Raw genomic sequence first — 22,945 nt, 5'->3', positions numbered from 1 at the left:
CCCGTGTGTGCACCTGTTCGGGGTAGGCTCCCGGGGGTCGAAAGGAGTGACCTGCGATGACGACGCCCGCGAACAACGGCCCGCACGGTGGGGCGAACAAGCCCGAGGACGATGATCCGTTCGGCTATCTCTACGCGGACGGCCAGTCTGCCGGAGCCGCCCCGCCCACCTCGGGCGGCGGATACGGCTACCCCGGCGGGGCGGCCGGCGGTCACCCAGGTGCGCAGCCCGGTGTCCCCCGTACGTCGCACCACCAGGTGCGGACGGTCGGCGAGCGCAGGAACGGCGGCGGCCAGCGCGGCCCGGTCCCGCACCAGCAGAGCCCCGCGCAGCAGCCTCCCGGCTACCAGGCCCAGTACCAGGCCCCCGAGGCGCTCCAGGCGGGCGGCTACGGCGTTCCGCAGCAGCCCCAGGCCGCGCAGACCCAGACGATCGGGCATCCGGGGGGCGGCCGCGGCGGCCGCGGCGCCGGTGCCTCCAGCCGGCGCGGTCTGCTGATCGCGGCCGTCGCGGTGGTCGGCGCGGTGGTGATCGGCATCGGCGCGGCCCTCGCCTTCGGCGACAAGAACAAGGGCGAGGACAAGGGCAAGGACACCGCGAACGGCGGCCAGCAGTCGGCGGCCCCGCAGAACCCGGCCAGCCCCACCCCGAGCGCAAAGCCCTCACAGGCCCCGCTGCCGAAGGGTGAGGCTGCCGGTGCCGGCATGGTGCTGACCGGCGGCGCCAAGCTCGACAGCGTGGTGCCCAACTCGAAGAGCACGAGCGGCCAGTACGTCACCGGCTTCAACCAGACCGGGGCGGCGCTCACCTGGACGGTGGACGTGCCGGAGGCGGGCGACTACACGCTGTTCGTCAACTACAGCGTTCCCGGCAAGGACGGCAAGGCGACCCTCACGGTCAACGGGCAGAGCCCGAACCAGTCGCTGAACCTGTCCAACTTCGCCAAGGCCGCGGACGGTGCCTGGGACAAGGGCTGGACGCGCACCTTTGCGTGGATCACCCTCAAGAAGGGCTCGAACGCGATGAAGATCTCGTGCGAGGCCGGCAACCAGTGCGATGCCATCTTCGACCAGCTGGAGCTGGCTTCGGGCCACACCAAGCGCTGACCGTGACCCGTTGAACGATTCTGGCCCTGCCGCACGCGCGGTAGGGCCAGAATCGTTTGTCGCAGGGCTCGTCAGCCGCAGTGGACCCAGCCGGTGGTCTCGCTGTGCGTGCCCGGCAGGCCGGTGGAGCCGTTCCAGTAGCCCGTGACCTCGCCCCAGAGCTTGATGCACTTGCCGGGGGCGGAGACGTAGACCGGGCCCGCGTACTGGGTGTAACCGCCCTGACCGTCGATGTCGGACTTGCCGTCGCTGGACGTGATGGAGATGCCCATGCCGTCGGTGATGTTGAACCTGCTGTCGCGGCGGAGGATCGCGCAGTTCTTGCCGGTGGACTTGTTGTAGTAGAGGAACATCACGCCGGCGCCGGTGGCACCTGCGTGGTCGCCCAGCGGGTAGGCGTCCTGCTGGTAGTAGCCGGCGCCGCAGGAGCCGCCCGAGATGGTCTTGGCCTGGGCGGGGGCCGCGGCCAGGGTGGAGATGGCCACGACGCCCGTGGTGATGGCGAGCGCCCTGCGGGAGATTCGGTTCATGTGCTTTGCCTTGCGTTCTCGTAGATCGGCAGCGTTCTTGATCAAGTCGGCTGGGTCATGATCATAATCAGCTGAAAACGGGGTGATCTCCGCCGGGGGGCGTCAAGGGCGTTGTCTGCACGACAGTTTGAGGGTGGGTCAGTGAAAGCCGCGGGGGTGTCAGGTGCCCTCGGTCACGCGGACGGTGCGGCGCAGTTCCTCGTACACGACGGGGTCGAATTCGCCCGCCACCGGGGCGAGGACCGTGGCCGCCGAGAGGGCTACCGCGCGGGTGAGGCGGGCCGGCCAGTCCAGGCCCTCCGTCAGGGCGGACAGCAGGCCGGCGACGGCGGAGTCGCCGGCTCCGGTGGGGTTGCCGGACAGCGGGCGCGGCGGGGCCGCCTGCCAGGTGCCCTCGGCGGTGGCGGCCAGCAGGCCGCCCGGGCCCAGCGAGGTGACCACCGCGTGCGCTCCTCGGCGGCGGGCGTCCCGCGTGGCCGGGAGCGGGTCGCGGGAGCCGGTGAGCTCGGCCAGCTCGGCGGCGTTCGGCTTGATGATCTCGGGGCGGGCGGCGACCCCGCGCCGCAGGGCCTCGCCGCTGGTGTCCAGGAGTACGGGGACGCCGGCCGCGCGGGCCGCCCGTACGAGCACCGCGTACGCGCCCACGGGCACGCCCGGCGGGAGGCTGCCGCACAGGGCCACCGCCCCCGCCCGGGCCACGAGCTCCTCGTAGTGCCCGAGGAAGCGCGACCACTCCGCGGCAGTGATGAGCGGGCCCGGCTCGTTGAACTGCGTGGTGTCGCCGGAGGCTTCGTCGACCACGGCCAGGGTGCGGCGCGAGGCGCCCTCGCAGGGCAGCAGGGCGTCCACCACCCCGGGGGAGGTCGCCAGCAGCTTCCGTACGACGGAGCCGACCGGACCGCCGGCGAAGCCCGTCGCGGTCACCTTGTGGCCGAGCGCGGCCAGGACGCGGGCGACGTTGATCCCCTTGCCGCCGGGCCGTTCGGTGACGGCGGTGACCCGGTGCGAGGCATGCGGAAGCAGCCGCGGCACGCGGTACGTGACGTCGAGTGCGGTGTTGAGCGTCACGGTCAGGATCATGGGCACTCCCGGGTCTGTTGCTGCCGGGATCATGCCAAACGCGAGGCGGTCGGCCCAGTCCCAGGGGGTGTCGACACGGCACCCCCTGCGTCCGGCCACCTCGGCTCCTGCGGCCGCTCGGCCGTCAGCACCGCCGTCAGAGGCCGGGGCTGACGATCCATTCGCCGCGCCGCATGACGCCCCGGACGTCGAAGGAGGCGTCCAGGACGACGAGGTCCGCGTACTTGCCGGGCTCCAGCGAGCCGATCTCGTCGTACAGGCCGAGCAGCTTGGCCGGGTTGGCGGAGATCGCCTGGACCACGGACTCCACCGGCAGCTTGTCGAGGGTCACCGAGCGCTTGAAGGCGGTGTCCAGGGTGAGCGTCGAGCCGGCGATGGAGCCGCCCTCGACGAGGCGGGCCACCCCGCCCTTCACCTCGACCTCCAGCGGGCCGAGGTGGTAGGTCCCGTCGCCGAAGCCGGCCGCGTCCATGGCGTCGGTGATCAGCGCCACGCGGTGTGCGCCCGCGTGGTGGAAGGCCAGTTCGAGGGCGGCGGGGTGCAGGTGGGTGCCGTCGTTGATGAGCTCGACGGTGATCCGCTCGTCCTCCAGGAGGGCTGCGATCGGGCCGGGTTCGCGGTGCGCGAGCGCGGGCATCGCGTTGAAGAGGTGGGTGGCCACGGTCGCGCCCGCGTCGATGGCGGCGCGCGTCTGGTCGTAGTTGGCGTCGGTGTGGCCGATCGCGGCGATGACCCCGTGCTCGGCGAGCAGCCGTACGGAGTCCAGGCCGCCCGGGAGTTCGGTGGCCAGGGTGAACATGCGGGCGGCGCCGTGCGCGGCGTCGATGAGCTTGCGGACCTCGGCCGGGTCGGGGTCGCGGAGCAGGTCCTCCTTGTGGGCGCCCTTGCGGCAGGGGTTGATGAACGGCCCCTCGAAGTGGATGCCGGCGATCTCGCCCGCCTGTGTCAGCTCGGCCAGCAGGCCGGCCCGCCGGGCCAGTTCGTCCAGGTCTCCGGTGACGGTGGAGGCGACCAGGGTGGTCGTGCCGTGCGCGCGGTGGGTGCGTACGCCCTGGAGCACGTCCTCGGCGGTGCCGGAGGTGAAGGAGGCGCCGCCGCCGCCGTGGTTGTGCATGTCGACGAAGCCGGGGACGATCCAGTGCCCGGTCAGGTCGACGATCTCGGCGCCCTCGCGTGTGCTGCCGGCGATGCGGTCGCCGTCGACGATGACCCGGCCGCCCGCCACGGTCCCGGTGGGCAGCACCACCCTGGCGCCGGAGAGAACAGTGCTGTGTGCGCTTCCGGACATCAGGCCGGTACCTCCGTGGCGAGTAGGTCCCAGGCGAGCAGCCCTGCGCCCAGGCAGCCGGCGGTGTCCCCGAGGGCCGCCGGAACGATGTGGGGGAGCCGCTGGAACGTCACGCGCTCCTCCACGGCCTTCCGTAGTGGTGTGAACAAGGTTTCCCCGGCCTCGGCGAGCCCGCCACCGATGATCAGCGTGCGCGGGTCGAGCAGGGTGATCGCGGTGACCAGCCCGTCGGCGAGGGCTCCGACGGCGGCCAGCCAGACCTCGCGGGCGCGCGCGTCGCCGGATTCGACGGCCTTGGCGCAGTCGGCGGCGTCGGCCGCCGGGTCGCCGGAGGCAGCTGCCCAGGCGCGGCTGACGGCGGCCGCGGAGGCGAGGGTCTCCAGGCAGCCGCGCTGCCCGCAGCCGCAGTCGGGGCCGCCGGGGCGGACCACGATGTGCCCGATCTCGCCCGCGTACCCGTGGGCGCCGGCCTCGATGCGGCCGGCGATGCCGATGGCGCCGGCGATGCCGGTGCCGAGCGGCACGAAGAGGAAGCGGTCGGCGCCCCGGCCGGCGCCGATGCGGCCTTCGGCGAGTCCGCCCGTGCGCACGTCGTGGCCCAGGGCCACGGGGATGCCGCCGAGGTGAGCGGTGAGCAGGGCGCGCAGCGGTACGTCGCGCCAGCCGAGGTTCGCCGCGTAGACGGCGATCCCGTGGTCGGCGTCGACGATGCCCGGGACGGCGACCCCGGCGGCCGAGGCGGCCCGTCCGAAGCGTTCCCGGCCGGTGGCGAGCAGCTCGGCGGCGAAGTCCTGGATCGTCTCGACGACGGCGTCGGGGCCCCGCTCGCGGCCGGTGGCGCGGCGCGCTTCGTGCAGCAGGGTGCCGTCGGCGGCGACGAGGGCGGCCTTCATCCCGGTGCCGCCCACATCGAGGGCGATGACGTGTTTCACGGGTTTCACAGAGACAGTCTCGCGTGCTCGGCGGGGAAAGGTCTAGTCCATTGAGGGGGATTGTTGAGTGGCCATACAAATCAGGCGTGCCGTGGGGAGCCCGATGTGGACGAGCCGCCAAAGTGGTGTAGACCTTACGTCGGATCGTACGTACAACAAGGGGTGGATCGATACCTGTGAAGGGCCGATACCTGAGCCTGGCCGCGTCCGGCGCCGCGCTGTGCCTGACCGCTGTGACGCTGACGGGCTGCGGAGCCGTCGACGGACTCACCGGAGACAACGAGGTGACCCTCCGGGTCGTGGCGGCCGACTACGGAGACAATCCGCAGAACTCCTCCGCGGCCTACTGGAAGGACCTCGCCGACGGCTTCCACAAGGACCACCCCGGCATCAAGGTCGAGGTCAACGTCTTCTCGTGGTCCGAGGTCGACGCCAAGGTCGCCGAGATGGTCAAGGCCGGCAAGGCCCCCGACATCGCGCAGATCGGCGCCTACGCCGACTACGCCGCCGCCGGCAAGCTGTACTCCACGGCCGAGCTGCTCTCGGTGAAGACCGAGGCCGACTTCCTCGCCCCGCTCGCGGACGCCGGCAAGGTCAAGCAGACGCAGTACGGCATGCCCTTCGTCGCCAGCACCCGGCTGCTCTTCTACAACGAGAAGCTCCTCGCCGACGCCGGCGTGATCGCCAAGGACGCCAGGGGCTGGCAGCCGAAGAGCTGGGCGGACCTGGAGGCCGCGGCCAAGAAGCTCAAGGGCGCGGGCGTGCCCACCCCCTTCGCGCTGCCCCTGGGCCGCGAGGAGGCGCAGGCCGAGACGATGATGTGGATGCTCGCGGGCGGCGGCGGCTACACCGACAACGAAGAGGGCTACTCCATCGACGCCGCCGACAACGTCAAGACGCTGGAGTTCCTGCGCGACAAGATGGTCGGCCAGGGCCTCACCGGCCCCGTCGAGCCGGGCAGGCTGGACCGCCAGGCCGCCTTCGAAGCCTTCACCAAGGGCGAGGTCGGCATGCTCAACGGACACCCGACGCTGATGAAGCAGGCCGAGGCCAAGGGCGTGAAGTACGGCATGGTCGCGCTGCCGACCTCCGACGGCTCCCCGCAGCCGGCGATGGGCGTCGCGGACTGGGTCATGGCCTTCAAGAACGGCCACCGCGCCGAGTCCGGCAAGTTCCTGGACTACCTGTACCAGCCGAAGAACGTGACGGCCTTCACCGACAAGTACGACCTGCTGCCGGCCACCACCAGCGGCTACCAGGCGAAGCAGGCCGCCACGAGCGGTCCGGCGCTCCAGCTGAGGCCCTTCCTGGCGGCGCTGCCCAGCTCGCGCCTGTACCCGGTCGGCAAGAAGTCCTGGGCGGGCGTCAGCGAGGACATCAAGCAGAACATCGGCAAGACCGTCCAGCCCGGCGGACAGCCCGCCAAGGTGCTGGAGGACATCGCCACGGCGGCCCGCGCGGCGGACCCGCGCTGACCCGGCGCCGCTCTCTGTCGGAGGGCGGCGTTAATCTGGCGGTATGACGGACGAGGGGCAGCTGACGGCCACGGAGGCCGCGGTGCTCGCGTACGAGGCACGCACCTGGCCGGGGCCCGGAGCCAAGGAACGGGCCATACGGGAAGGGCTGGGGATGACCCCCGTCCGCTACTACCAGCTGCTCAACGCGCTCATGGACGACCCGCGGGCGCTGGCCCACGCCCCGGGCACCGTCAACCGGCTGCGCAGGATCCGCGAAGCCCAGCGGGCCCGGCGATGAGCAGGGCGATCAGCTCGGCGTCCAGTCCGGCGTCCAGTCCGGCGTCCAGTCCGGCGATCAGCTCGGTGGGAGCCGTAGCCGTCGCCCCGCCGGGCCGTTAGGGTCGTGCGTATGGGGAGCCATCCGCACGACCTGCCGATGCCCGTCACCGCAGCCGGACGCGAGGGACTCGAAGCCCTCCTCCGCGCACCCCGCCGGTCCGTGGTCGCCCTGGACTTCGACGGCACCCTCGCCGACATCGTCCCGGACCCGGACCAGGCACGGGCACATCCCGAAGCCGTTCCCGCCCTCTCGGCGCTCGCCCCCGCGGTGGACTCGGTGGCCGTGATCACCGGGCGGCCCGCGGGCGTCGCCGTCCGCTACGGGGGCTTCGCCGGGGTGCCCGGACTGGAACACCTCGTCGTCCTCGGCCACTACGGCGCCGAGCGGTGGGACGCCGTGACCGGCCTGGTCCGCGCCCCCGCCGAGCACCCCGGGGTGGCGGCCGTACGGGCCGAGCTGCCCGGATTCCTCGACTCGATCGGGGCCTGGCGCGGCACCTGGATCGAGGAGAAGGGCCGGGCGCTCGCCGTCCACACCCGGCGCGCCGAGGACCCGGCGGCGGCCTTCGCTGCGCTGCGGGAGCCCCTGACCGAGCTGGCCGCCCGGCACGGGCTGATGGTCGAGCCGGGACGGGCGGTCCTGGAGCTGCGGCCCCCGGGCATGGACAAGGGCGTCGCCCTGACGGAGTTCCTGGCGGAGCGGGACGCCGAGACGGTGCTCTACGCCGGGGACGACCTGGGCGACCTCGCCGCCTACTCGGCCGTCGAGAAGCGCAGGGCCGAGGGGCTGCCGGGGCTGCTGGTGTGCAGCGGCTCGGCGGAGGTCCCCGAACTCGCCGCCCGAGCCGATCTGGTCCTGCCCGGACCGGGCGCCGTCGCCGCCTTCCTGGCCTCCCTGGCCTCCGCCCTGCGGGGCTGACCGCCCGCTGCCGGGCGCGGCGCCGTTGCCGGGACGCCGTCCCAGGACCCGGTCCTCAAGCGCCGGACGGCTGGAAGATCCCAGCCCCGCCGGCGATCGAGGCGCGGGGTCCGGGGCAGCGCCCCGGCAGGGGATCAGGCCAAGGCTGCGAGCTGGGCCTTGAACCAGGCCGACGGGGGAAGGGCCGTCGCGGCCGCCGCCAGGCGCTTGGTGCGTTGCGCACGCTCGGCGTCCGGCATGGACAGCGCCGCGTGCAGCGCCTCCGCCGTCTGCGACACGTCGTACGGGTTCACCGTCAACGCGTCCTCGCGGAGCTCCTCGTACGCCCCCGCCCCCCTCGACAGCACCACCGCGCACCCCGCCTCCGACACCACCGGGATCTCCTTCGCCACCAGGTTCATCCCGTCCCGCACCGGATTCACCAGCGCCACGTCCGCCATCCGGTAGACCGCCAGCGACCGCGCGAAGTCGTCCTTCACCGACACCAGCACCGGCTGCCAGTCCTCCGCGGCGAACTCCGCGTTGATCTCCGCCGCCAGCTCCGAGACGGCCGCCGTGTAGTCCCTGTACACCTTCAGATCCTGCCGGGACGGGTACGCCGAGGCCAGATGCACCACCCGGCCGCGCCACTCGGGGTGGACCGTCAGCAGCTCCCGGTAGGCCAGCAGGCCCCTCAGGATGTTCTTCGACAGCTCCGTGCGGTCCACGCGGGCGATCGTCTTGCGGCCCGCGACCTCCGCCCGCAGCTCCGCCAGCTTCGCGTCCACCTCCGGCCGTTGCGCGAGCGCCCGCAGATCGTCGGCGTCCACGCCCAGCGGGTACACGGCCACCTCGGTCCGCTTGTGCCGCACCGGACCCGCCGGGTTCTTCTGGACGTACCTCGCCTTCGACGGCTCCACCCCGGTCGCGAACTTCGGCTCGGCGATGCCCCGTTCGTCGTCCAGGTGCGTGCCGTCCAGGAAGGCCTGCGCCCAGGACCAGGTGTGGAAGCCGACCACGTCCGCGCCGAGCATCCCCCACACCAGCTCGCTGCGGATGTCGTCGGGCAGCATGTCCAGGAACTCCCGCGACGCCCACGGGGTGTGCGTGAAATGCGCGATCCGCAGGTCCGGACGCAGTTCCCGCAGCTGCCCCGGGACCAGCGCCAGGTGGTAGTCCTGCACCAGTACGCGGGCCCCCTGCGCCGCCTCCTCGGCGAGGGCGCGCGTGAAGGCCCCGTTGTACGCCACGTACGCGTCCCACCGGCGCCGGAACTCCGCGTCGAAGACCGGCTCGCGCGGCACGTCGTACAGGTGGTGGTGGGTGAACCACAGCACCGAGTTCGCGATGCCGTTGTACGCGTCGTCGTACATCGTGGGATCGATGTCCAGCATCCGGACGCCCGGCTCGGAGACGTCCCGCCGGACCGCCTCCCGGTCCGCGTCCGACAGCGCCGCGCAGATCCACAGCGCACCCGGCTGCTCCGCGAGGGCCGCCGAGAGTCCGGAGACGAGACCGCCCCCGCCGCGCCGGGCGCTGAGGGTGCCGTCGTCGGAGAGGGCGTAGGAGAGCGGGCCGCGGTTCGCCGCGACGAGTACCTGAGAAGCCATGCCGCGAACCTAGCCCGGCCCGCGCTCGCTCAAACGTGTGGACACGGTCACGCGACGTGGCGCCGGCCGTACTCCTGCACGCCCAGCATCGGCGGCCGCTCCTCGGTGTCCACCGCGTACGTCCGCGGTACGAAGCCCTCCGGCCCGCGCTCGAACTGCGTCAGCTCCGGCCGTACGAGGTGCCCGCGCGAGAGCCGTACCTGCGCCGTCCGATAGATCGCCGCGGCCATCCGGCCGAGCGCCTGGCCGTCCTGGTGCCGGTGCAGCCGTACGCCCACGTCCACCTGGGCCAGTGCGTCCAGTCCGACGGTGTGCAGCGCGTCGACCAGCAGGCCCAGCTCGACGCCGTAGCCGACGGGGAAGGGCAGCCGCTCCAGCAGGGAGCGCCGTACGGCGTACTCGCCGCCCAGCGGCTGGACGAAGCCGGCCAGCTGCGGCCAGTGGAGGTTCAGCAGCGGGCGGGCGACCAGCTCGGTGACCCGGCCGCCCTGGCCGGGGGTCTTGCCGGAGGCGAGCCCGTCGAACTCCGTGCCGAGCGGGCGGTCGTACATCGCCTTGACGAACTGCACGCCGGGGTCGGTCAGGAGCGGGCCGACGATGCCGGAGACGAAGGAGGCGGAGAAGTCCCGCAGGTCGGCGTCGACGAAGCAGACGACGTCCCCGCCGGTGACCAGCAGCGAGCGCCACAGCACCTCGCCCTTGCCGGGCAGCGCCGGGATCCGCGGCAGGATCTCGTCGCGGTGCACCACCCGGGCGCCGGCCTTCGCCGCGACCTCGGCGGTCCGGTCGGCCGAGCCCGAGTCGACCACGACCAGCTCGTCCACGAGGGGGACCGGAAGTCCCTCGATCAGCTCACGCCGGATCACCTCGACGATCGCGCCGACCGTCGCCTCCTCGTCCAGCGCGGGCAGCACCACGCTGACCGTGGTCCCGGCCGCCCGTTTGAGGTCGAGCAGCTGGTCGAGCGGTCGGTCGGCGGCGGACCAGGAGCGGTCGGCCAGCCAGCGCTCCACCTCTTCCAGCACTCTCAGCACTCCCTGCGTGTCGGCGATATCGGCCTTTATGTGATCCATCTCGCGGTTCGGACGGCTGTCTCAACCGCCCGGCCCTTCGGTTACAGTCTTGAACAACGCGAAGGACCACCGCATGCCGGGGTCCCCCGCGTACAAACGCACCGGCGCGCCGCAGAGCGCGTGTGCCGGTGCCATACCGCTCATCCAGAGGGGCAGAGGGACACGGCCCGTTGAAGCCCCGGCAACCCTCCAGTCGGTTCTCGCGATTGCGCAGCAGCGCTCGTCAGCGAGGTCCCCGGCTAGGGAAGGTGCCAATTCCGTCTCATGGCGAAATGCGCCATGGGGAAGATGAGGAGAAAGGGCCTCGCCATCATGGCTGCACAGACTGTCGCCACCTCTGTCGATCTCGGACCTGCCACCGGCCTTTCCTGTCGCGAGTGCGGTACCCGCTTCGAACTCGGTCCCATCTTCGCGTGCGCCGAGTGCTTCGGACCGCTGGAAGTCGCCTACGAGCTCCCGACCGGCGACGCCGAGGCCCTGCGCGCCGCGATCGAGGCCGGCCCCGCCAACATCTGGCGTTACGCGCCGCTGCTGCCCGTCCCCGCCGACGTGGCGTCCAAGCCCAGCCTGAACCCCGGCTTCACCAAGCTCGTCGACGCGGCGAACCTGGCCAAGGAGCTGGGCGTCACCGGCAAGCTCTACGTCAAGGACGACTCCGGCAACCCGACGCACTCCTTCAAGGACCGCGTCGTGGCCATCGCCGTCGAGGCCGCCCGCGCCTTCGGCTTCACCACCCTGTCCTGCTCCTCCACCGGCAACCTGGCCGGCGCCGTCGGCGCCGCGGCCGCCCGGGCCGGCTTCCGCTCCTGCGTGTTCATCCCGCACGACCTGGAGCAGGGCAAGGTCGTCATGGCCGGTGTGTACGGCGGCGACCTCGTCGGCATCGAGGGCAACTACGACGACGTCAACCGCTTCTGCTCCGAGCTCATCGGCGACCCGCTGGGCGAGGGCTGGGGCTTCGTCAACGTCAACCTGCGCCCGTACTACGGCGAGGGCTCCAAGACCCTGGCGTACGAGATCTGCGAGCAGCTCGGCTGGCAGCTGCCCGACCAGATCGTCATCCCGATCGCGTCCGGCTCGCAGCTGACGAAGATCGACAAGGGTCTGCAGGAGCTGATCAGGCTCGGTCTCGTCGAGGACAGGCCGTACAAGATCTTCGGTGCCCAGGCCGAGGGCTGCTCGCCGGTGTCGACCGCCTTCAAGGCCGGTCACGACGTGGTCCGCCCGCAGAAGCCGAACACCATCGCCAAGTCGCTGGCCATCGGCAACCCGGCGGACGGCCCGTACGTCCTGGACATCGCGCGCCGCACCGGCGGCTTCGTCGAGGACGTCAACGACGAGCAGGTCGTCGAGGCCATCAAGATCCTCGCGCAGACCGAGGGCATCTTCGCCGAGACCGCGGGCGGCGTGACCGTCGGCGTGACGAAGAAGCTCATCGAGAACGGGCAGCTCGACCCGGCGCTGACCACCGTCGTCCTCAACACCGGCGACGGCCTCAAGACCCTGGAGGCGGTGGCCGCGGACAGCGGACAGACCGCCACCATCCGCCCCAGCCTGGACGCGTTCCGCGCCGCCGGCCTGGCCTGACCACCCTCCCCGCACTACCGGAAAGGCAGTAGCGCCATGAGCGTCAACGTCCGCATCCCCACCATCCTGCGCACCTACACCGGCGGTCAGGCCGAGGTCCCGGCCGAGGGTGCGACCCTCGCCGAGGTCATCGAGTCCCTGGAGAAGAACCACCCGGGCATCGCCGCGCGCGTCCTGGACGACCAGGGCAAGCTCCGCCGCTTCGTGAACGTCTACGTCAACGACGACGACGTGCGCTTCGAGGGCGGGCTGGAGGCGGTGACGCCGGACGGCGCCGGCGTCTCGATCATCCCGGCGGTCGCGGGCGGCTGCTGACCCGGCTGACCCCGGGCGAGAAAGCGTAATTCCCCCCTCCACTAAAAGCGGAGGGGGGAATTCTGCTTGATTGGGCACGGTAGAGTTGGGGAAGTCCCCTCCGCTGGACTTGCCCGCTGCATATGAACGGGTCGCGTGAGGGTCGACATCGGGCCAATGTGCGGGTGCGGTATGGGGCTTTGGCGAGATATGTCAGGCCCGAGTTGCCCTGGAACATGCCAAATTTTCACTCTATTTCAATGTTTCTCGGTGTCCAGATTTCTCGTCGGATTGACCTGTTGCAGACAGCACTCGCGCAGATACATTCAGCCTCGGTCGATGCGTTCCGACGCAAGTTCTGACCCGGGAACGCGAAGTGCGTTCCCGCGCAAGGGCCGGTAATAGGGGAGTTAGGCATGGCTCAGGGCACCGTCAAGTGGTTCAACGCGGAGAAGGGCTACGGCTTCATCGCGGTCGACGGTGGTGCGGATGTGTTCGTCCACTACAGCGCCATCCAGATGGACGGGTACCGCACCCTTGAAGAGGGTCAGCGGGTCGAGTTCGAGATCTCGCAGGGCCAGAAGGGTCCGCAGGCGGACATGGTCAAGCTCGCGCTCGGCTAGTCCCGGAGCATCGACCACCGACGCTCGGTCTTCCGTCGAAGACCCGGAAGGCCTACGAGGGGCCCACATCCCGGACACGGGATGTGGGCCCCTCGCGTGTCACCAGGGCCTTTGGTGAAGCCGCTTGCACTCTCGGGGGTCGAGTGCTAATCATTGGCGTTAGCACTCTACGAGTGAGAGTGCTACTGAAACGAGGACCGGGTCGGTGAGGCCCGCAGGGTCCGGTGGGAAGGAACCACCGGGCACGCAGGCCGTCCGTCGCGGGCGCGGGCGCGGTCCTGGGAGCAATCCACCGCTGTCCGGGAGGACCACTTCAGATGGCCAAGATCATTGCGTTCGACGAGGAGGCCCGCCGCGGCCTCGAGCGAGGCATGAACCAGCTCGCCGACGCCGTCAAGGTCACCCTTGGCCCCAAGGGTCGCAACGTCGTCCTTGAGAAGAAGTGGGGCGCCCCCACGATCACCAACGATGGTGTGTCCATCGCCAAGGAGATCGAGCTCGAGGACCCGTACGAGAAGATCGGCGCCGAGCTGGTCAAGGAAGTCGCCAAGAAGACGGACGACGTCGCCGGCGACGGTACGACCACCGCCACGGTCCTGGCCCAGGCACTCGTCCGCGAGGGCCTGCGCAACGTGGCCGCCGGTGCCAACCCGATGGCCCTCAAGCGTGGTATCGAGAAGGCCGTCGAGGCCGTCTCCGCCGCCCTGCTCGCCCAGGCCAAGGATGTCGAGACCAAGGAGCAGATCGCTTCGACGGCCTCCATCTCCGCCGCCGACACCCAGATCGGCGAGCTCATCGCCGAGGCCATGGACAAGGTCGGCAAGGAAGGCGTCATCACCGTCGAGGAGTCCCAGACCTTCGGTCTGGAGCTGGAGCTCACCGAGGGTATGCGCTTCGACAAGGGCTACATCTCGGCGTACTTCGCCACCGACATGGAGCGCATGGAGTCGTCCCTCGACGACCCGTACATCCTGATCGTCAACTCCAAGATCGGCTCGGTCAAGGACCTGCTGCCGCTCCTGGAGAAGGTCATGCAGTCCGGCAAGCCGCTGCTGATCATCGCCGAGGACGTCGAGGGCGAGGCACTGTCGACCCTGGTCGTCAACAAGATCCGCGGCACCTTCAAGTCCGTCGCCGTCAAGGCCCCGGGCTTCGGCGACCGCCGCAAGGCCATGCTCGGTGACATCGCCATCCTCACGGGCGGCACGGTCATCTCCGAGGAGGTCGGCCTCAAGCTGGAGAACGCCGGTCTCGACCTGCTCGGCCGCGCCCGCAAGGTCGTCATCACCAAGGACGAGACCACCATCGTCGACGGTGCCGGTGACAGCGACCAGGTCCAGGGTCGCGTCAACCAGATCCGCGCCGAGATCGAGAACTCCGACTCGGACTACGACCGCGAGAAGCTCCAGGAGCGCCTCGCGAAGCTGGCCGGCGGCGTGGCCGTCATCAAGGCCGGTGCCGCGACCGAGGTCGAGCTCAAGGAGCGCAAGCACCGCATCGAGGACGCCGTTCGCAACGCGAAGGCGGCCGTCGAGGAGGGCATCGTCGCCGGTGGTGGCGTGGCCCTGCTGCAGGCCTCCGCGGTCTTCGAGAAGCTGGAGCTCGAGGGTGACGAGGCGACCGGCGCCAACGCCGTGAAGCTCGCCCTGGAGGCCCCGCTCAAGCAGATCGCCGTCAACGGTGGTCTTGAGGGCGGCGTCGTCGTCGAGAAGGTGCGCAACCTTCCGATCGGCCACGGCCTGAACGCCGCGACCGGCGAGTACGTCGACATGATCGCCGAGGGCATCATCGACCCGGCGAAGGTCACGCGCTCCGCGCTGCAGAACGCCGCGTCGATCGCCGCGCTGTTCCTGACCACCGAGGCCGTCATCGCCGACAAGCCCGAGAAGGCCGGTGCCCCCGCGGGCGGCGGCATGCCGGGCGGTGACATGGACTTCTGATCGACCTGTTAGTCGATCGGCTGTTCTCGAACGAGGGCGGCACCCCCGCGGGGGTGCCGCCCTCGGGCGTTCCCGGGCCCTCCTGACCCTCAGAATCCGGTGGTGTCGATCGCGAAGTCGAACGGCGCCGGGACGTGCAGCGGCTCACCGAAGGACACCGTCGTGCGGGCGCGGTACCCGTGGGGCGACGGGTCGTGGAAACAGGTGATCTCCGAGTCCTGCATGTCGACGACCAGGTAGACGGGGACGAGGCGCCCGTAGACGTCGAGCTTCTCGTTCCAGTCGGCGTCCTTGGTGGAGACGGACGTGAACTCTCCCACCAGGGAGAGCGCCGCTCCATCCGCGTGCAGCCCGTCCCCTTCGAAGGCTTCCTCCTCCGCGACGTACAGATCGGGTCCGTAGCCGCGCTCTGCCGATGGGAACCGGAAGAGGAAGGGGGAGGTGTCCGCGAAACAGCCGTCGGGTACATGTGACTGGAGCTGCTCACGCAGCAGGCGCATGGGGCGGGAGTATCGGAGCCTGGAAAACGGTGACACGACGATCTTCCCCCGGATGAGCTCGGCCTTGAAGCCGTCTGGCGTGTCCATCTCCGCGACCGTGCGCAGAAGGTCCTCGAAGGCTGGTGGCGCCGACAACGCATCTATGGGTGTGGCCCGCTCGATCATGATCGTCACCGTATTCCTCCGGATGGCGTGCAGCGCTGAGCCCGTGCCTCGTTTCAGGCTAGTGCCGCGGCCGGGGCCCCGCCCGGCCCTCGGAGTGGTCTCCCCCGATCGGGCGGTGAAAACCGCTGGCCGGGGTGGGTGGGGGCGTGTGACCGTACGGCCATGGGGAACTCCGTCGCTCATCCCGTGCTGCGCACCGCCGATTCCGCCGAGGCGTACGCGAAGGTGCGCCATCCGTCCGTACCGCCTCCCCGGCGCGACGGGCAGGGATGAGGACGGGGTGGGGAGTTCGCGGGCCTATCCCGTGTTCCGGACCGATGATCTCGGGGAGGCCCATCGGCGGGCCCGGCTGCTGTGCGGGCGGATGAGGCCGCTCGAACCGGAGATGTGGCTGTGCGCGCGGACGGAGAGCGTCGCCGAGGCCCGGGGGATGGCGGCGCTGCTGCCGGCGGGCATGTTCGATCCGTCGGACTACTGGGCCGCGGCGGACACCTGGTACCTGGGTGCCGAACTGCCGCGCGACGACCGGGAACTGGCGGCGGCGCTGCCGCTGACCGTCGACGCGTACGCGGCTCCGGGACCGGTGGAACAGGGGTTCCTGCGGGCGCTGCGCGGCGGGGCGGCCACGATGCTGTGGCGGGGGGTCTGGCCGGACGTGCCCGGGATACCGTCCTCGTCGGCCGACCCGACGAACCAGCGGGTGGAGCTGGATCTCAACGAGGAGCATCCCGACGGGCGGCACACCGTCTACGTGCACTTCGCCGCCGCCGACGAGGTGGGCGCCGCCCATCTCGCGGCCTTCGTCGGCGGGGCCGTGCTCGGTCCCGTGCAGGTGGGGCGGTGACGGGGTCCGGGCCGGTCCGGTCGGCATAGGCTGGCCGTATGGCTGACCTCTTCGTCAAGATCTGCGGGCTCAGGACCGCGCCGGACGTCGACGCCGCGGTGGCGGCCGGGGCCGATGCCGTCGGGTTCGTGTTCGCGCCCGGCAGCCCCCGTACGGTCGACGCCGCGACCGCGCGCGAGCTGGCCGCCCGGGTACCAACATCGGTGCTGACCGTCGGGGTGTTCCGCGGGCAGTCCGTCGAGGAGGTGCGCCGCTTGGCCGAGGAGAGCGGCGTACGGGGCGTGCAGCTGCACGGCGAGGAGGGTCCCGGCGACTTCGCGGCGCTGCGCGCCGAGGGCCGCACCCTGTTGCGGGCCACCGCCGAGCGGGTGGAGCGCTGCGGTGAGTACGGCGAGGACCTGCTGCTGCTCGACGCCCCCGACCCCGGCTCCGGCAAGCCGTGGAACTGGGGGGCGGCGGACTTCACCGCGCCCGACGGCCGGTGGCTGCTGGCCGGCGGGCTGAACCCGGGCAACGTGCGCGAGGCGCTCGCCGCCACCGGAGCCTGGGGCGTGGACGTGTCCAGCGGCGTCGAGCGGGAGCGCGGCGTGAAGTCGCCGGAACTGATCCGCGCCTTCGTCGAGGCGGCGCGCCAAGCCCGAGGCTAGACGGCCGCCGAGGCTGCCGCGGCCGTGCACCTGCAGGGTGTAGGCGATGTCCTCGCCCCCGGAGGACCGGCACCCCGCATGCGATGCGGTGGACGGGGCACCAGAGGGGCGAGGACGCCACGTCGTTCAGGAGGTGGAAGCCGTGCGCCGTACGAAGGTGCTGAACTCCTTTCCCGCCGGTGACCCTTACGGCAGTTGGCCCGCCGAGGAGTACGCGGCCAGGTGCCGGGAGCGCGGCCAGCGGGCGACCGTCGTGATGGACCTCGACCGGGACGCCTTCCTCGTCGTGGCCCTCGACGCGGACGCGCCGCAGCGGGCGGCGTGACGCCCTGCGTCAGGAGGCCGCGCGCCAGATCGTCATGTCGGCCCTGAGCCAGCTGGGGTCCTTCGACAGGCCCGGCGCCGACTTGATTCCGATGACGAACAGCGCGATGTCCCCGGAGGCGTGCCGGACGCAGACCTCGCTGCCGGCCGCCATGACGTGGAGCGTCAGGTCGTGTTCCCGCGCGTTCTTCAGCTGTTCGCGGCACGTTTCGAGGTTGCCGGTGCCGGCTTTGCGTGGCATGGAGAACACGCTTGTGTCGCTCTCCATCTCGCAGCCGCTGGCCAGCCCGCACTTCATGCGGATGTCCCCGGTGCGGTCGCCGTCCTCGTGCTGGACGGGCTCCTTGAAGCTGATCGAGTTCTTCTCGTTCAGCTTCAGCCCGGGGTACGGGACGGGCTTGGGCGGCTGTGACGCGCTCGGCGTCGGAGTGGGGGTGGGGGTGGTGCCGGTCGGCGTCGTCGTCGGGCCGGACGACGTGTCCGCGGCGGCCTCCCGTCCGGCCGCCCGGTCCCTCCCGTCCATGAGCTTCCAGCCCAGGCCCGCCAGTGTCAGCGCTCCGGTCATCGCCACCACGCCCGCGACCCGCGCGGCCCGCCGCCGCTTGCGCACCGCCGCCGACGCCACCGGAGCGTCCGCCCCCGCCTGCGCGTCCGAGCGCGCCGCCCCGGCCCCGGCCGGCGCTCCCGCCGCTGCGGACGTCACGTGCCCCGGCTCCCGTGCCGCGGCTCCCGCCGGGGCGGCCGTCACCTGGCCCTCGCCGCCCTCCGGCGCCCCGTCACTCTCCGGCGCCCCGTCCGGCGAGGCCGTCTCCGCCGCGCCAGGCCGTGCCACCGGACCCGGTGTCTGCGCCTCCGGGCCCGCGACCTCCCGCCAGACGGCCGGTCCGCCGCCCGCGATGGCCTCCTCGCCCAGGTACTCGCGGCACCACGCCAGGACCTCCGCCGGAGTGGCCCGCTCCTCGGGGGCGGTGGCCAGGCACAGCGCGAACAGCGGCCGCAGCGGCTGCGGCAGTCGGGTCAGGTCGGGTTGGGAGTGCACGATCCGGAACAGCACGGTCATGGAAGGGCCGTCCCCGTACAGCGGCTTGCCGAGCGCCGCGAACGCCGCCGTCTGGCCCAGCGCGAAGACGTCGGTGGCCGGCGTGGTCTCGCCCGCCAGCCCCTGCTCGGGGGCCATGTACTGAGGCGTGCCTATGGTGCTGCCCGTCGCGGTGGCCGTGAGGCCGGAGGCCTGCGAGATGCCGAAGTCGATGACGCGGGGCCCGTCGGCGGCCAGCAGTACGTTCGACGGTTTCAGGTCGCGGTGCACGACGCCCGCACCGTGGACGGCCACGAGGGCCTCGGCCACGCCCGCCATCAGCCACACCACCGCTGCGTCCGGCAGCGGCCCGCGCCGGGCGACGGCCTCCGACAGCGAGGGGCCGGGCACGTACACGGTGGCCAGCCAGGGCGGTGTCGCCTCCGCGTCGGCGTCGATCAGCTCGGCGGTGTACGCCCCCCGGACCCGCCGCGCGGCCTCCACCTCCCGGCGGAAGCGCCGCCGGAAGGTCGGGTCCTCGGCCAGCTCGGGATGTACCACCTTGAGTGCGACGGGGCGGCCGCCCTGGGTGTGCGACAGGTAGACCCGGCCCATGCCCCCCGACCCGAGCCGGGCGGCGAGGCGGTATCCGCCCACGGTCTGCGGATCGTCAGCCCGCAGCGGCTGGAACGCCTCGGTCGCGCTGTTCATCGGTCTCCCCCCGATCCCTACCGGACCAACCGATGAGTTGATCCACGTAACCCTAAGCGCCGGGCGGGTACGGGGCGATGCCGGGGAGCCGGGGGGCGAGCCCCGGCCCACGTCGCGTACGGGTCAGCCGGCCGTGTCGAAGGAGGACACGCCGCCGTCCTCGTGGACGGACTCCACCCCGGGGATGACGCGCAGGGCCATGACCTGGCCGGGGCTCAGCCGGGCGGAGAAGCCGTGCAGGGCGGTGCTGAAGACGTAGTCCGGGGAGGCCCCCACCATCCGGGCGACCCTCGCCGGATCGACGTCCTTGTGGACGGTGACGATGTACGGGTCTTCGTCGGCGGCGGCCGTGTGGGACACGGGCGCGGCCACGGCGGCGGTGGCCGCGGCCACGGGCAGGGCGGTGACGGCGGCGAGGACGGTGACGGCGGCGGGCAGGACGACGGCGGCGGGCAGGGCCCGGCGCGCTCGGCTCAGGAGGATGCGCATGGGTGGAGGGCATCACGCACGGCCGGGCCGGTCAAAGACCTCCCCGGGTGTGGCGGGCGCACGGGCGGCGCACCGGCCGTGCGCCCCCTGAGGCGGGTCCCGTTGAACACCCCCTGGCGGCGCGGCCGATTAGGCTTCGCCGCCAGGGGGGATCATGGACGACCGCACATCTCAGGGCATGCGTCGGCTGCCGCGCGCCCTGTTCGTCGCCGGCACGGCCGTAGCCGCCGTGACCGTGCTCTACCTGCTGCTGCTCGGCCGGATGGCCTTCGTCGACTGGACGCGGGGCAGGGGCCGGCTGCTCCTGATCACCCCCGCTCTGGGCGTCCTCGCGTACGTCCTGCTGGCGCGCGGGCGCGGCGGCAGCCGGGGCGCGCCGGTCCGCTGGCTGGCGGCGACGGTCGCGCTGGCCGCGTTGTGGCCGGCCTGGCAGGGGTACGAGTGGATGCGCGGCCCGCAGGCGTACGCGTGGACGTGGTGGCAGGCGGAGAACCCGGAGTCGGCCCAACCCGTCGGCGCCTGGCAGCTCCCGTCGTCGGGCCTCGTGCGGGCCCGCACGGACGGCCTGCGCATCTACGACAGTGGGGGCCGCACGGCCGGAGGGCAGGCCGCCCCCGCGGGCACCGCCTTCTGCGCGCTGAGCCGGACCGTCGCGCACGACGTCGGACTGGTCGCGGCCGCGCGGGCCCCGGGCGGCTGCGGCACGCGGGTGTCGGCCGTCGACCTGCGGCGGTACGACGAACTGTGGGCCAAGGACCTCCCGGCGACCCCCTCCGCCGATGGGGACTCGCCGCCGGTGGCGGTGGTGGGCGGCACGGCCGCCGTCGTCACGGACGGCGCCGTCCTCGGCCTGGACCTGCGCGGCGGCGAGGAACGCTGGCGGATGCCGGTCCCGTCCGGTTGCCGGGCCCGCGCGCTCGACGGGGCCGCCGACCGGGTCCTGTACGTGGAGAACTGCCCCGGCGCCGGCACGGTGCGGCTGACGTCCCTGGATGCGCGGACCGGCACCCCGGCCTGGCAGACCCCGCTGCGGGTCGGCCCGTCGGCGGAGCTGCGGATGCTGTCGGCGCGACCGATCGCGCTGCGCGCGGGGGATGCGGTGCGGTTGTTCGACGACGCCGGGCGCGAGCGCGGCACGGTACCGGTGGCGGGTCCACGGGAGGACCTCCTGACGGAGCCGGGCCCGCTGGTCAGCGGTGACCTCCTGGTCCTCCCGGTGAAGGGCAAGGTCCCGGGGGTCTCGGCGTACTCCCTGCTGGACGGCCGCCGCGTATGGCACGCAGGGCTCGACGGGGCCACGGTCCTCGGCCTCGCGCAGGGCCGCGCGCCGGGCGGGGTCGACGTGGTGACGTCGACCGCCGCACGGACGCATCTGTGGCACCTGGACGGGACCACGGGCCGGAGGAAGGCCGAGCCCACGATCCTGCGGGACGTCCCGCTGGGTCGACGGTTCGAGATCTACCCGGCGGGCGCCGAGGGCTACACGTTCGTCAACCTCGACCCGTCGGGGGAACTGCCGTCGTACGTGGCCCTGAGGCGGGTCAGAGGCTGGTGACGAACGCCTTCCAGGCGGGCCCGCGGAAGGTGAGGTGGGGCCCGTCCGGCACCTTTGAGTCCCGGACCGGGACGAGGTCGGGGTGAGCGTCGCAGACCTCGACGCAGTCGCCACCACTTCCGCCGCTGTGGGTGGACTTCCGCCAGGTTGCCATCTCCAGGCAGTTGCCACCGTCCCCGGCGCTGTAGCTCGATTTGTGCCAGGTGGCCGCTGCGAGGTCGTACTCAGGCGTGCTCATCATGGTCGTAATCCTCCGCCACGGACTCGATCAGGGCCAGTGATTCCCGAGGTGGTAGCGAGCTGGCCGTCAGCAGATCGTAGGTCAGCGTGCGCTGGTTGACGGTCGCTGGATCGTCCAGCAACAGTCCCGTCTCCAGGCCTTCAACGTAGACCAGGGGCGGAGCGTCATCGAACGCCATCAGCCTGAGCGGGCCGCCCAGGACGGCATGTGCCCCGGCGGTGAAGGGGACCACCTGGAGGATGATCCGGTGCGACCGCGCCAGGGCCGCGAGATGACGCAGAGCGTCTGCCATCACCTGTCGGCTGCCGACCTCACGCCGGAGAACTGCCTCGTCAAGGACGGTCCACAACAGCGGGGTTGTTGGATCCTCCAGCAGGGCGGCGCGAGCCATTCGGTTCGTGACCAGCTCGTCGATGGCCTCTTCCGTGGCCGTCGGCTGGTACGCCCGGAAGACGGCGCGCGCGTACGGTTCGGTCTGGAGCAACCCCGGGATGATCAGGGGTGCGTACTCGCGGATGGCCTTCGCCAGAGCCTCCGCCTCGGCCGCGGCGGCGAAGTGGTCCGGGTACTTGGACTTGGCCAAGGCACCGCAGTTGCGGGCGAAGAACCCGTTCGTGCTGAGGATGTCGTCTATCTGGCGCGCGAACTCGATGTGCATCCGGCGGGTGCCCGCTTCGAGTTGGCCGATGAACGAACCGCTCACGAAGAGCGGTTCGCCGAGCTCGGCCTGGCTCAGTCCCGCGGCTTCGCGCGCGACGCGCAGTTCGGCGCCGAGCAGGGCGCGGGGTGAGGAGGACGGGTCGAGGTTCTTACCTGCCATGGCAACTCCAAGGCCAACAGGTGGGGTTGTTCTCGGTGCTTCCTTGAAAGGCTAGCCAGCCCATCGCCACTCTGTGTGCAGAATCTCATTACTCAGAGTAGAATGGTGACATGTCATGGTGCTCACGCCCACGGAACGGATGCAGGCGGTCGAGGAGGCCGTACGGGAGCTGAAAGAGGCCCTCGACGGGGTGGGCGTCGTGTTCCCCTCCCTGGGCGTGGAACAGGTCTCGGCGGCCGGTACGTACGGGCTGCCGCTGGTCGACCTCGGCCGCTGCAACCTGGACACCGCACTCCGGCTGGCCGCCGTACTCCACGAGCGGGCCCACCCGTGAGCGGGTGCGACCGGGAGCGGGCTCGGTGCGAGGCCGCCCTGGAGGGCTTCTTCGAGGTGGCGCAGAGCTGGGAGTTCGAGCTGGCCTGGAAGCTGTGCTGGCTGGAGAAGGACTTCGCCGACGCCGGGTGGAAGGGCGGGCCGCCGGACCCTCCGCCGCCGGGGTGGCAGCGCTTCACGCTGGTCCACAGTGGTGAGGACGATCCGCGCCACGACGCGATCCGGGCGCGGCCGCCGCAGGGCTGCGAGGTGGACGAGTCCGACGGGTGCTTCACGCTGCACTGCGAACGGCCCGGCGGGCGGCTGCTGGACGTCGTCGCCGCGACGTGCGCCGAGATCCGGGACGAGCACGGGCTGATGATGTCCGGGCTGGGCGCCGACGGCCCCGGCGAACGGGGCGCGTTGAACGTCGGGCGGCGGCTGCTGATGGCGGCCGACCGGGGGCGGCACGTCGGCTACTCGGTGGACGACCTGGCCCGCTTCCTGCGGGCGGCAGGCGGAGCGGACGATGCCGGAGCGTGAGGAGCCGCCCGGCGGGCGC

The 22,945-nt window shown here is 71.8% G+C and carries 25 protein-coding genes and 1 riboswitch; of the genes, 14 read left to right on the top strand and 11 right to left on the bottom strand.

The genetic code is table 11. The features are described 5' to 3' along the window. Positions 1-56: 56 nt before the first annotated feature. Complete coding sequence (locus ACFWFZ_RS24740; RefSeq protein WP_387125044.1) at positions 57-1,106, top strand: CBM35 domain-containing protein; 1,050 nt, start codon at positions 57-59, stop codon at positions 1,104-1,106. A gap of 71 nt (positions 1,107-1,177) precedes the next feature. On the opposite strand, the gene ACFWFZ_RS24735 is transcribed toward ACFWFZ_RS24740, so the two are convergent. From ACFWFZ_RS24735 to ACFWFZ_RS24720, 4 genes are all read right to left on the bottom strand, one after another. Next, positions 1,178-1,636: a hypothetical protein gene (locus ACFWFZ_RS24735; RefSeq protein WP_387125041.1), complete on the bottom strand. Its 459-nt coding sequence runs from the start codon at positions 1,634-1,636 to the stop codon at positions 1,178-1,180. A gap of 159 nt (positions 1,637-1,795) precedes the next feature. Continuing rightward, the gene (locus ACFWFZ_RS24730; protein ID WP_387125039.1) at positions 1,796-2,716 is read right to left on the bottom strand and encodes a 1-phosphofructokinase family hexose kinase; all 921 of its coding nucleotides are present in this window, start codon (positions 2,714-2,716) and stop codon (positions 1,796-1,798) included. Between the two features lie 136 nt (positions 2,717-2,852). Next, positions 2,853-4,004: an N-acetylglucosamine-6-phosphate deacetylase gene (gene nagA / locus ACFWFZ_RS24725; RefSeq protein ID WP_387125037.1), complete on the bottom strand. Its 1,152-nt coding sequence runs from the start codon at positions 4,002-4,004 to the stop codon at positions 2,853-2,855. Further along, on the bottom strand, positions 4,004-4,936 hold the full coding sequence (locus ACFWFZ_RS24720; protein ID WP_387125114.1) for an ROK family protein: 933 nt from the start codon (positions 4,934-4,936) through the stop codon (positions 4,004-4,006). Before ACFWFZ_RS24720 ends, nagA begins: the two co-directional genes overlap by 1 nt. Before the next feature lie 176 nt (positions 4,937-5,112). Between ACFWFZ_RS24720 and ACFWFZ_RS24715 the strand changes: the two genes are divergently transcribed. The 3 genes from ACFWFZ_RS24715 to otsB all read left to right on the top strand — a co-directional run bounded on the left by ACFWFZ_RS24715 (position 5,113) and on the right by otsB (position 7,651). Further along, entirely contained in the window at positions 5,113-6,411 is a 1,299-nt protein-coding gene (locus tag ACFWFZ_RS24715; protein WP_387125036.1) for an extracellular solute-binding protein, read from the top strand. Between the two features lie 43 nt (positions 6,412-6,454). Further along, positions 6,455-6,691, top strand: coding sequence for a DUF3263 domain-containing protein (locus ACFWFZ_RS24710; RefSeq protein WP_387125035.1), 237 nt, complete (start codon positions 6,455-6,457; stop codon positions 6,689-6,691). Positions 6,692-6,802: 111 nt separating this feature from the next. Further along, on the top strand, positions 6,803-7,651 hold the full coding sequence (gene otsB / locus ACFWFZ_RS24705) for a trehalose-phosphatase (protein WP_387125034.1): 849 nt from the start codon (positions 6,803-6,805) through the stop codon (positions 7,649-7,651). 134 nt (positions 7,652-7,785) lie between these two features. Here otsB and ACFWFZ_RS24700 read toward each other — a convergent pair whose 3' ends face one another. Together ACFWFZ_RS24700 and ACFWFZ_RS24695 are read right to left on the bottom strand one after the other, a co-directional pair. Further along, entirely contained in the window at positions 7,786-9,240 is a 1,455-nt protein-coding gene (locus ACFWFZ_RS24700; RefSeq protein ID WP_387125033.1) for a trehalose-6-phosphate synthase, read from the bottom strand. A gap of 47 nt (positions 9,241-9,287) precedes the next feature. Next, on the bottom strand, positions 9,288-10,265 hold the full coding sequence (locus ACFWFZ_RS24695; RefSeq protein ID WP_387125112.1) for a glucosyl-3-phosphoglycerate synthase: 978 nt from the start codon (positions 10,263-10,265) through the stop codon (positions 9,288-9,290). Positions 10,266-10,450: 185 nt separating this feature from the next. Continuing rightward, positions 10,451-10,608, top strand: a riboswitch (SAM riboswitch). 17 nt (positions 10,609-10,625) lie between these two features. Between ACFWFZ_RS24695 and thrC the strand changes: the two genes are divergently transcribed. The 4 genes from thrC (at position 10,626) to groL (ending at position 14,757) form a co-directional block, all read left to right on the top strand. Next, positions 10,626-11,900, top strand: coding sequence for a threonine synthase (gene thrC / locus ACFWFZ_RS24690; RefSeq protein WP_387125032.1), 1,275 nt, complete (start codon positions 10,626-10,628; stop codon positions 11,898-11,900). A 36-nt stretch (positions 11,901-11,936) separates the two neighbouring features. Further along, complete coding sequence (locus ACFWFZ_RS24685) at positions 11,937-12,215, top strand: MoaD/ThiS family protein (protein ID WP_030027575.1); 279 nt, start codon at positions 11,937-11,939, stop codon at positions 12,213-12,215. Positions 12,216-12,610: 395 nt separating this feature from the next. Further along, entirely contained in the window at positions 12,611-12,817 is a 207-nt protein-coding gene (locus ACFWFZ_RS24680; RefSeq protein ID WP_030009783.1) for a cold-shock protein, read from the top strand. A gap of 317 nt (positions 12,818-13,134) precedes the next feature. After that, a complete protein-coding gene (groL, locus tag ACFWFZ_RS24675; protein WP_030766353.1) occupies positions 13,135-14,757 on the top strand; it encodes a chaperonin GroEL in 1,623 nt (540 codons plus the stop codon). An 89-nt stretch (positions 14,758-14,846) separates the two neighbouring features. Here groL and ACFWFZ_RS24670 read toward each other — a convergent pair whose 3' ends face one another. After that, entirely contained in the window at positions 14,847-15,344 is a 498-nt protein-coding gene (locus ACFWFZ_RS24670) for a Uma2 family endonuclease (RefSeq protein WP_387125030.1), read from the bottom strand. Positions 15,345-15,786: 442 nt separating this feature from the next. Here ACFWFZ_RS24670 and ACFWFZ_RS24665 point away from each other — a divergent pair, with 442 nt between their 5' ends. The 3 genes from ACFWFZ_RS24665 to ACFWFZ_RS24655 all read left to right on the top strand — a co-directional run bounded on the left by ACFWFZ_RS24665 (position 15,787) and on the right by ACFWFZ_RS24655 (position 17,238). Next, the gene (locus ACFWFZ_RS24665; protein ID WP_387125028.1) at positions 15,787-16,266 is read left to right on the top strand and encodes a hypothetical protein; all 480 of its coding nucleotides are present in this window, start codon (positions 15,787-15,789) and stop codon (positions 16,264-16,266) included. 38 nt (positions 16,267-16,304) lie between these two features. Next, positions 16,305-16,913: a phosphoribosylanthranilate isomerase gene (locus tag ACFWFZ_RS24660; protein WP_387125027.1), complete on the top strand. Its 609-nt coding sequence runs from the start codon at positions 16,305-16,307 to the stop codon at positions 16,911-16,913. Positions 16,914-17,055: 142 nt separating this feature from the next. Beyond that, the gene (locus ACFWFZ_RS24655) at positions 17,056-17,238 is read left to right on the top strand and encodes a hypothetical protein (RefSeq protein ID WP_051893959.1); all 183 of its coding nucleotides are present in this window, start codon (positions 17,056-17,058) and stop codon (positions 17,236-17,238) included. Positions 17,239-17,247: 9 nt separating this feature from the next. Here ACFWFZ_RS24655 and ACFWFZ_RS24650 read toward each other — a convergent pair whose 3' ends face one another. Together ACFWFZ_RS24650 and ACFWFZ_RS24645 are read right to left on the bottom strand one after the other, a co-directional pair. Then, positions 17,248-18,966 carry a serine/threonine-protein kinase gene (locus ACFWFZ_RS24650; RefSeq protein WP_387125026.1) on the bottom strand — a complete coding sequence of 573 codons (1,719 nt, stop codon included), beginning with the start codon at positions 18,964-18,966 and terminating at the stop codon, positions 17,248-17,250. 123 nt (positions 18,967-19,089) lie between these two features. After that, on the bottom strand, positions 19,090-19,455 hold the full coding sequence (locus ACFWFZ_RS24645; RefSeq protein WP_387125025.1) for a protease inhibitor I9 family protein: 366 nt from the start codon (positions 19,453-19,455) through the stop codon (positions 19,090-19,092). Positions 19,456-19,609: 154 nt separating this feature from the next. On the opposite strand from ACFWFZ_RS24645, the gene ACFWFZ_RS24640 reads away from it, so the two are divergent. Beyond that, positions 19,610-21,010, top strand: coding sequence for a PQQ-binding-like beta-propeller repeat protein (locus tag ACFWFZ_RS24640; RefSeq protein ID WP_387125024.1), 1,401 nt, complete (start codon positions 19,610-19,612; stop codon positions 21,008-21,010). On the opposite strand, the gene ACFWFZ_RS24635 is transcribed toward ACFWFZ_RS24640, so the two are convergent. Both ACFWFZ_RS24635 and ACFWFZ_RS24630 read right to left on the bottom strand, forming a co-directional pair. Then, entirely contained in the window at positions 20,997-21,251 is a 255-nt protein-coding gene (locus tag ACFWFZ_RS24635) for a DUF397 domain-containing protein (RefSeq protein WP_387125022.1), read from the bottom strand. The two genes, ACFWFZ_RS24640 and ACFWFZ_RS24635, sit on opposite strands and share 14 nt — an antisense overlap. Further along, positions 21,235-22,071 (bottom strand): Scr1 family TA system antitoxin-like transcriptional regulator, encoded by an 837-nt coding sequence (locus ACFWFZ_RS24630; RefSeq protein ID WP_387125021.1) that lies wholly within the window; start codon positions 22,069-22,071, stop codon positions 21,235-21,237. The genes ACFWFZ_RS24635 and ACFWFZ_RS24630 overlap by 17 nt, the downstream gene beginning before the upstream one ends. Before the next feature lie 115 nt (positions 22,072-22,186). On the opposite strand from ACFWFZ_RS24630, the gene ACFWFZ_RS24625 reads away from it, so the two are divergent. Then, entirely contained in the window at positions 22,187-22,405 is a 219-nt protein-coding gene (locus ACFWFZ_RS24625; protein ID WP_387125019.1) for a hypothetical protein, read from the top strand. Then, complete coding sequence (locus tag ACFWFZ_RS24620) at positions 22,402-22,926, top strand: hypothetical protein (RefSeq protein ID WP_387125017.1); 525 nt, start codon at positions 22,402-22,404, stop codon at positions 22,924-22,926. Before ACFWFZ_RS24625 ends, ACFWFZ_RS24620 begins: the two co-directional genes overlap by 4 nt. The last annotated feature ends 19 nt before the right edge of the window (positions 22,927-22,945 follow it).

It is taken from the genome of Streptomyces sp. NPDC060232 (assembly GCF_042726555.1).
Classification (GTDB): domain Bacteria; phylum Actinomycetota; class Actinomycetes; order Streptomycetales; family Streptomycetaceae; genus Streptomyces.
This window is presented reverse-complemented; position numbering and strand designations above follow the sequence as displayed.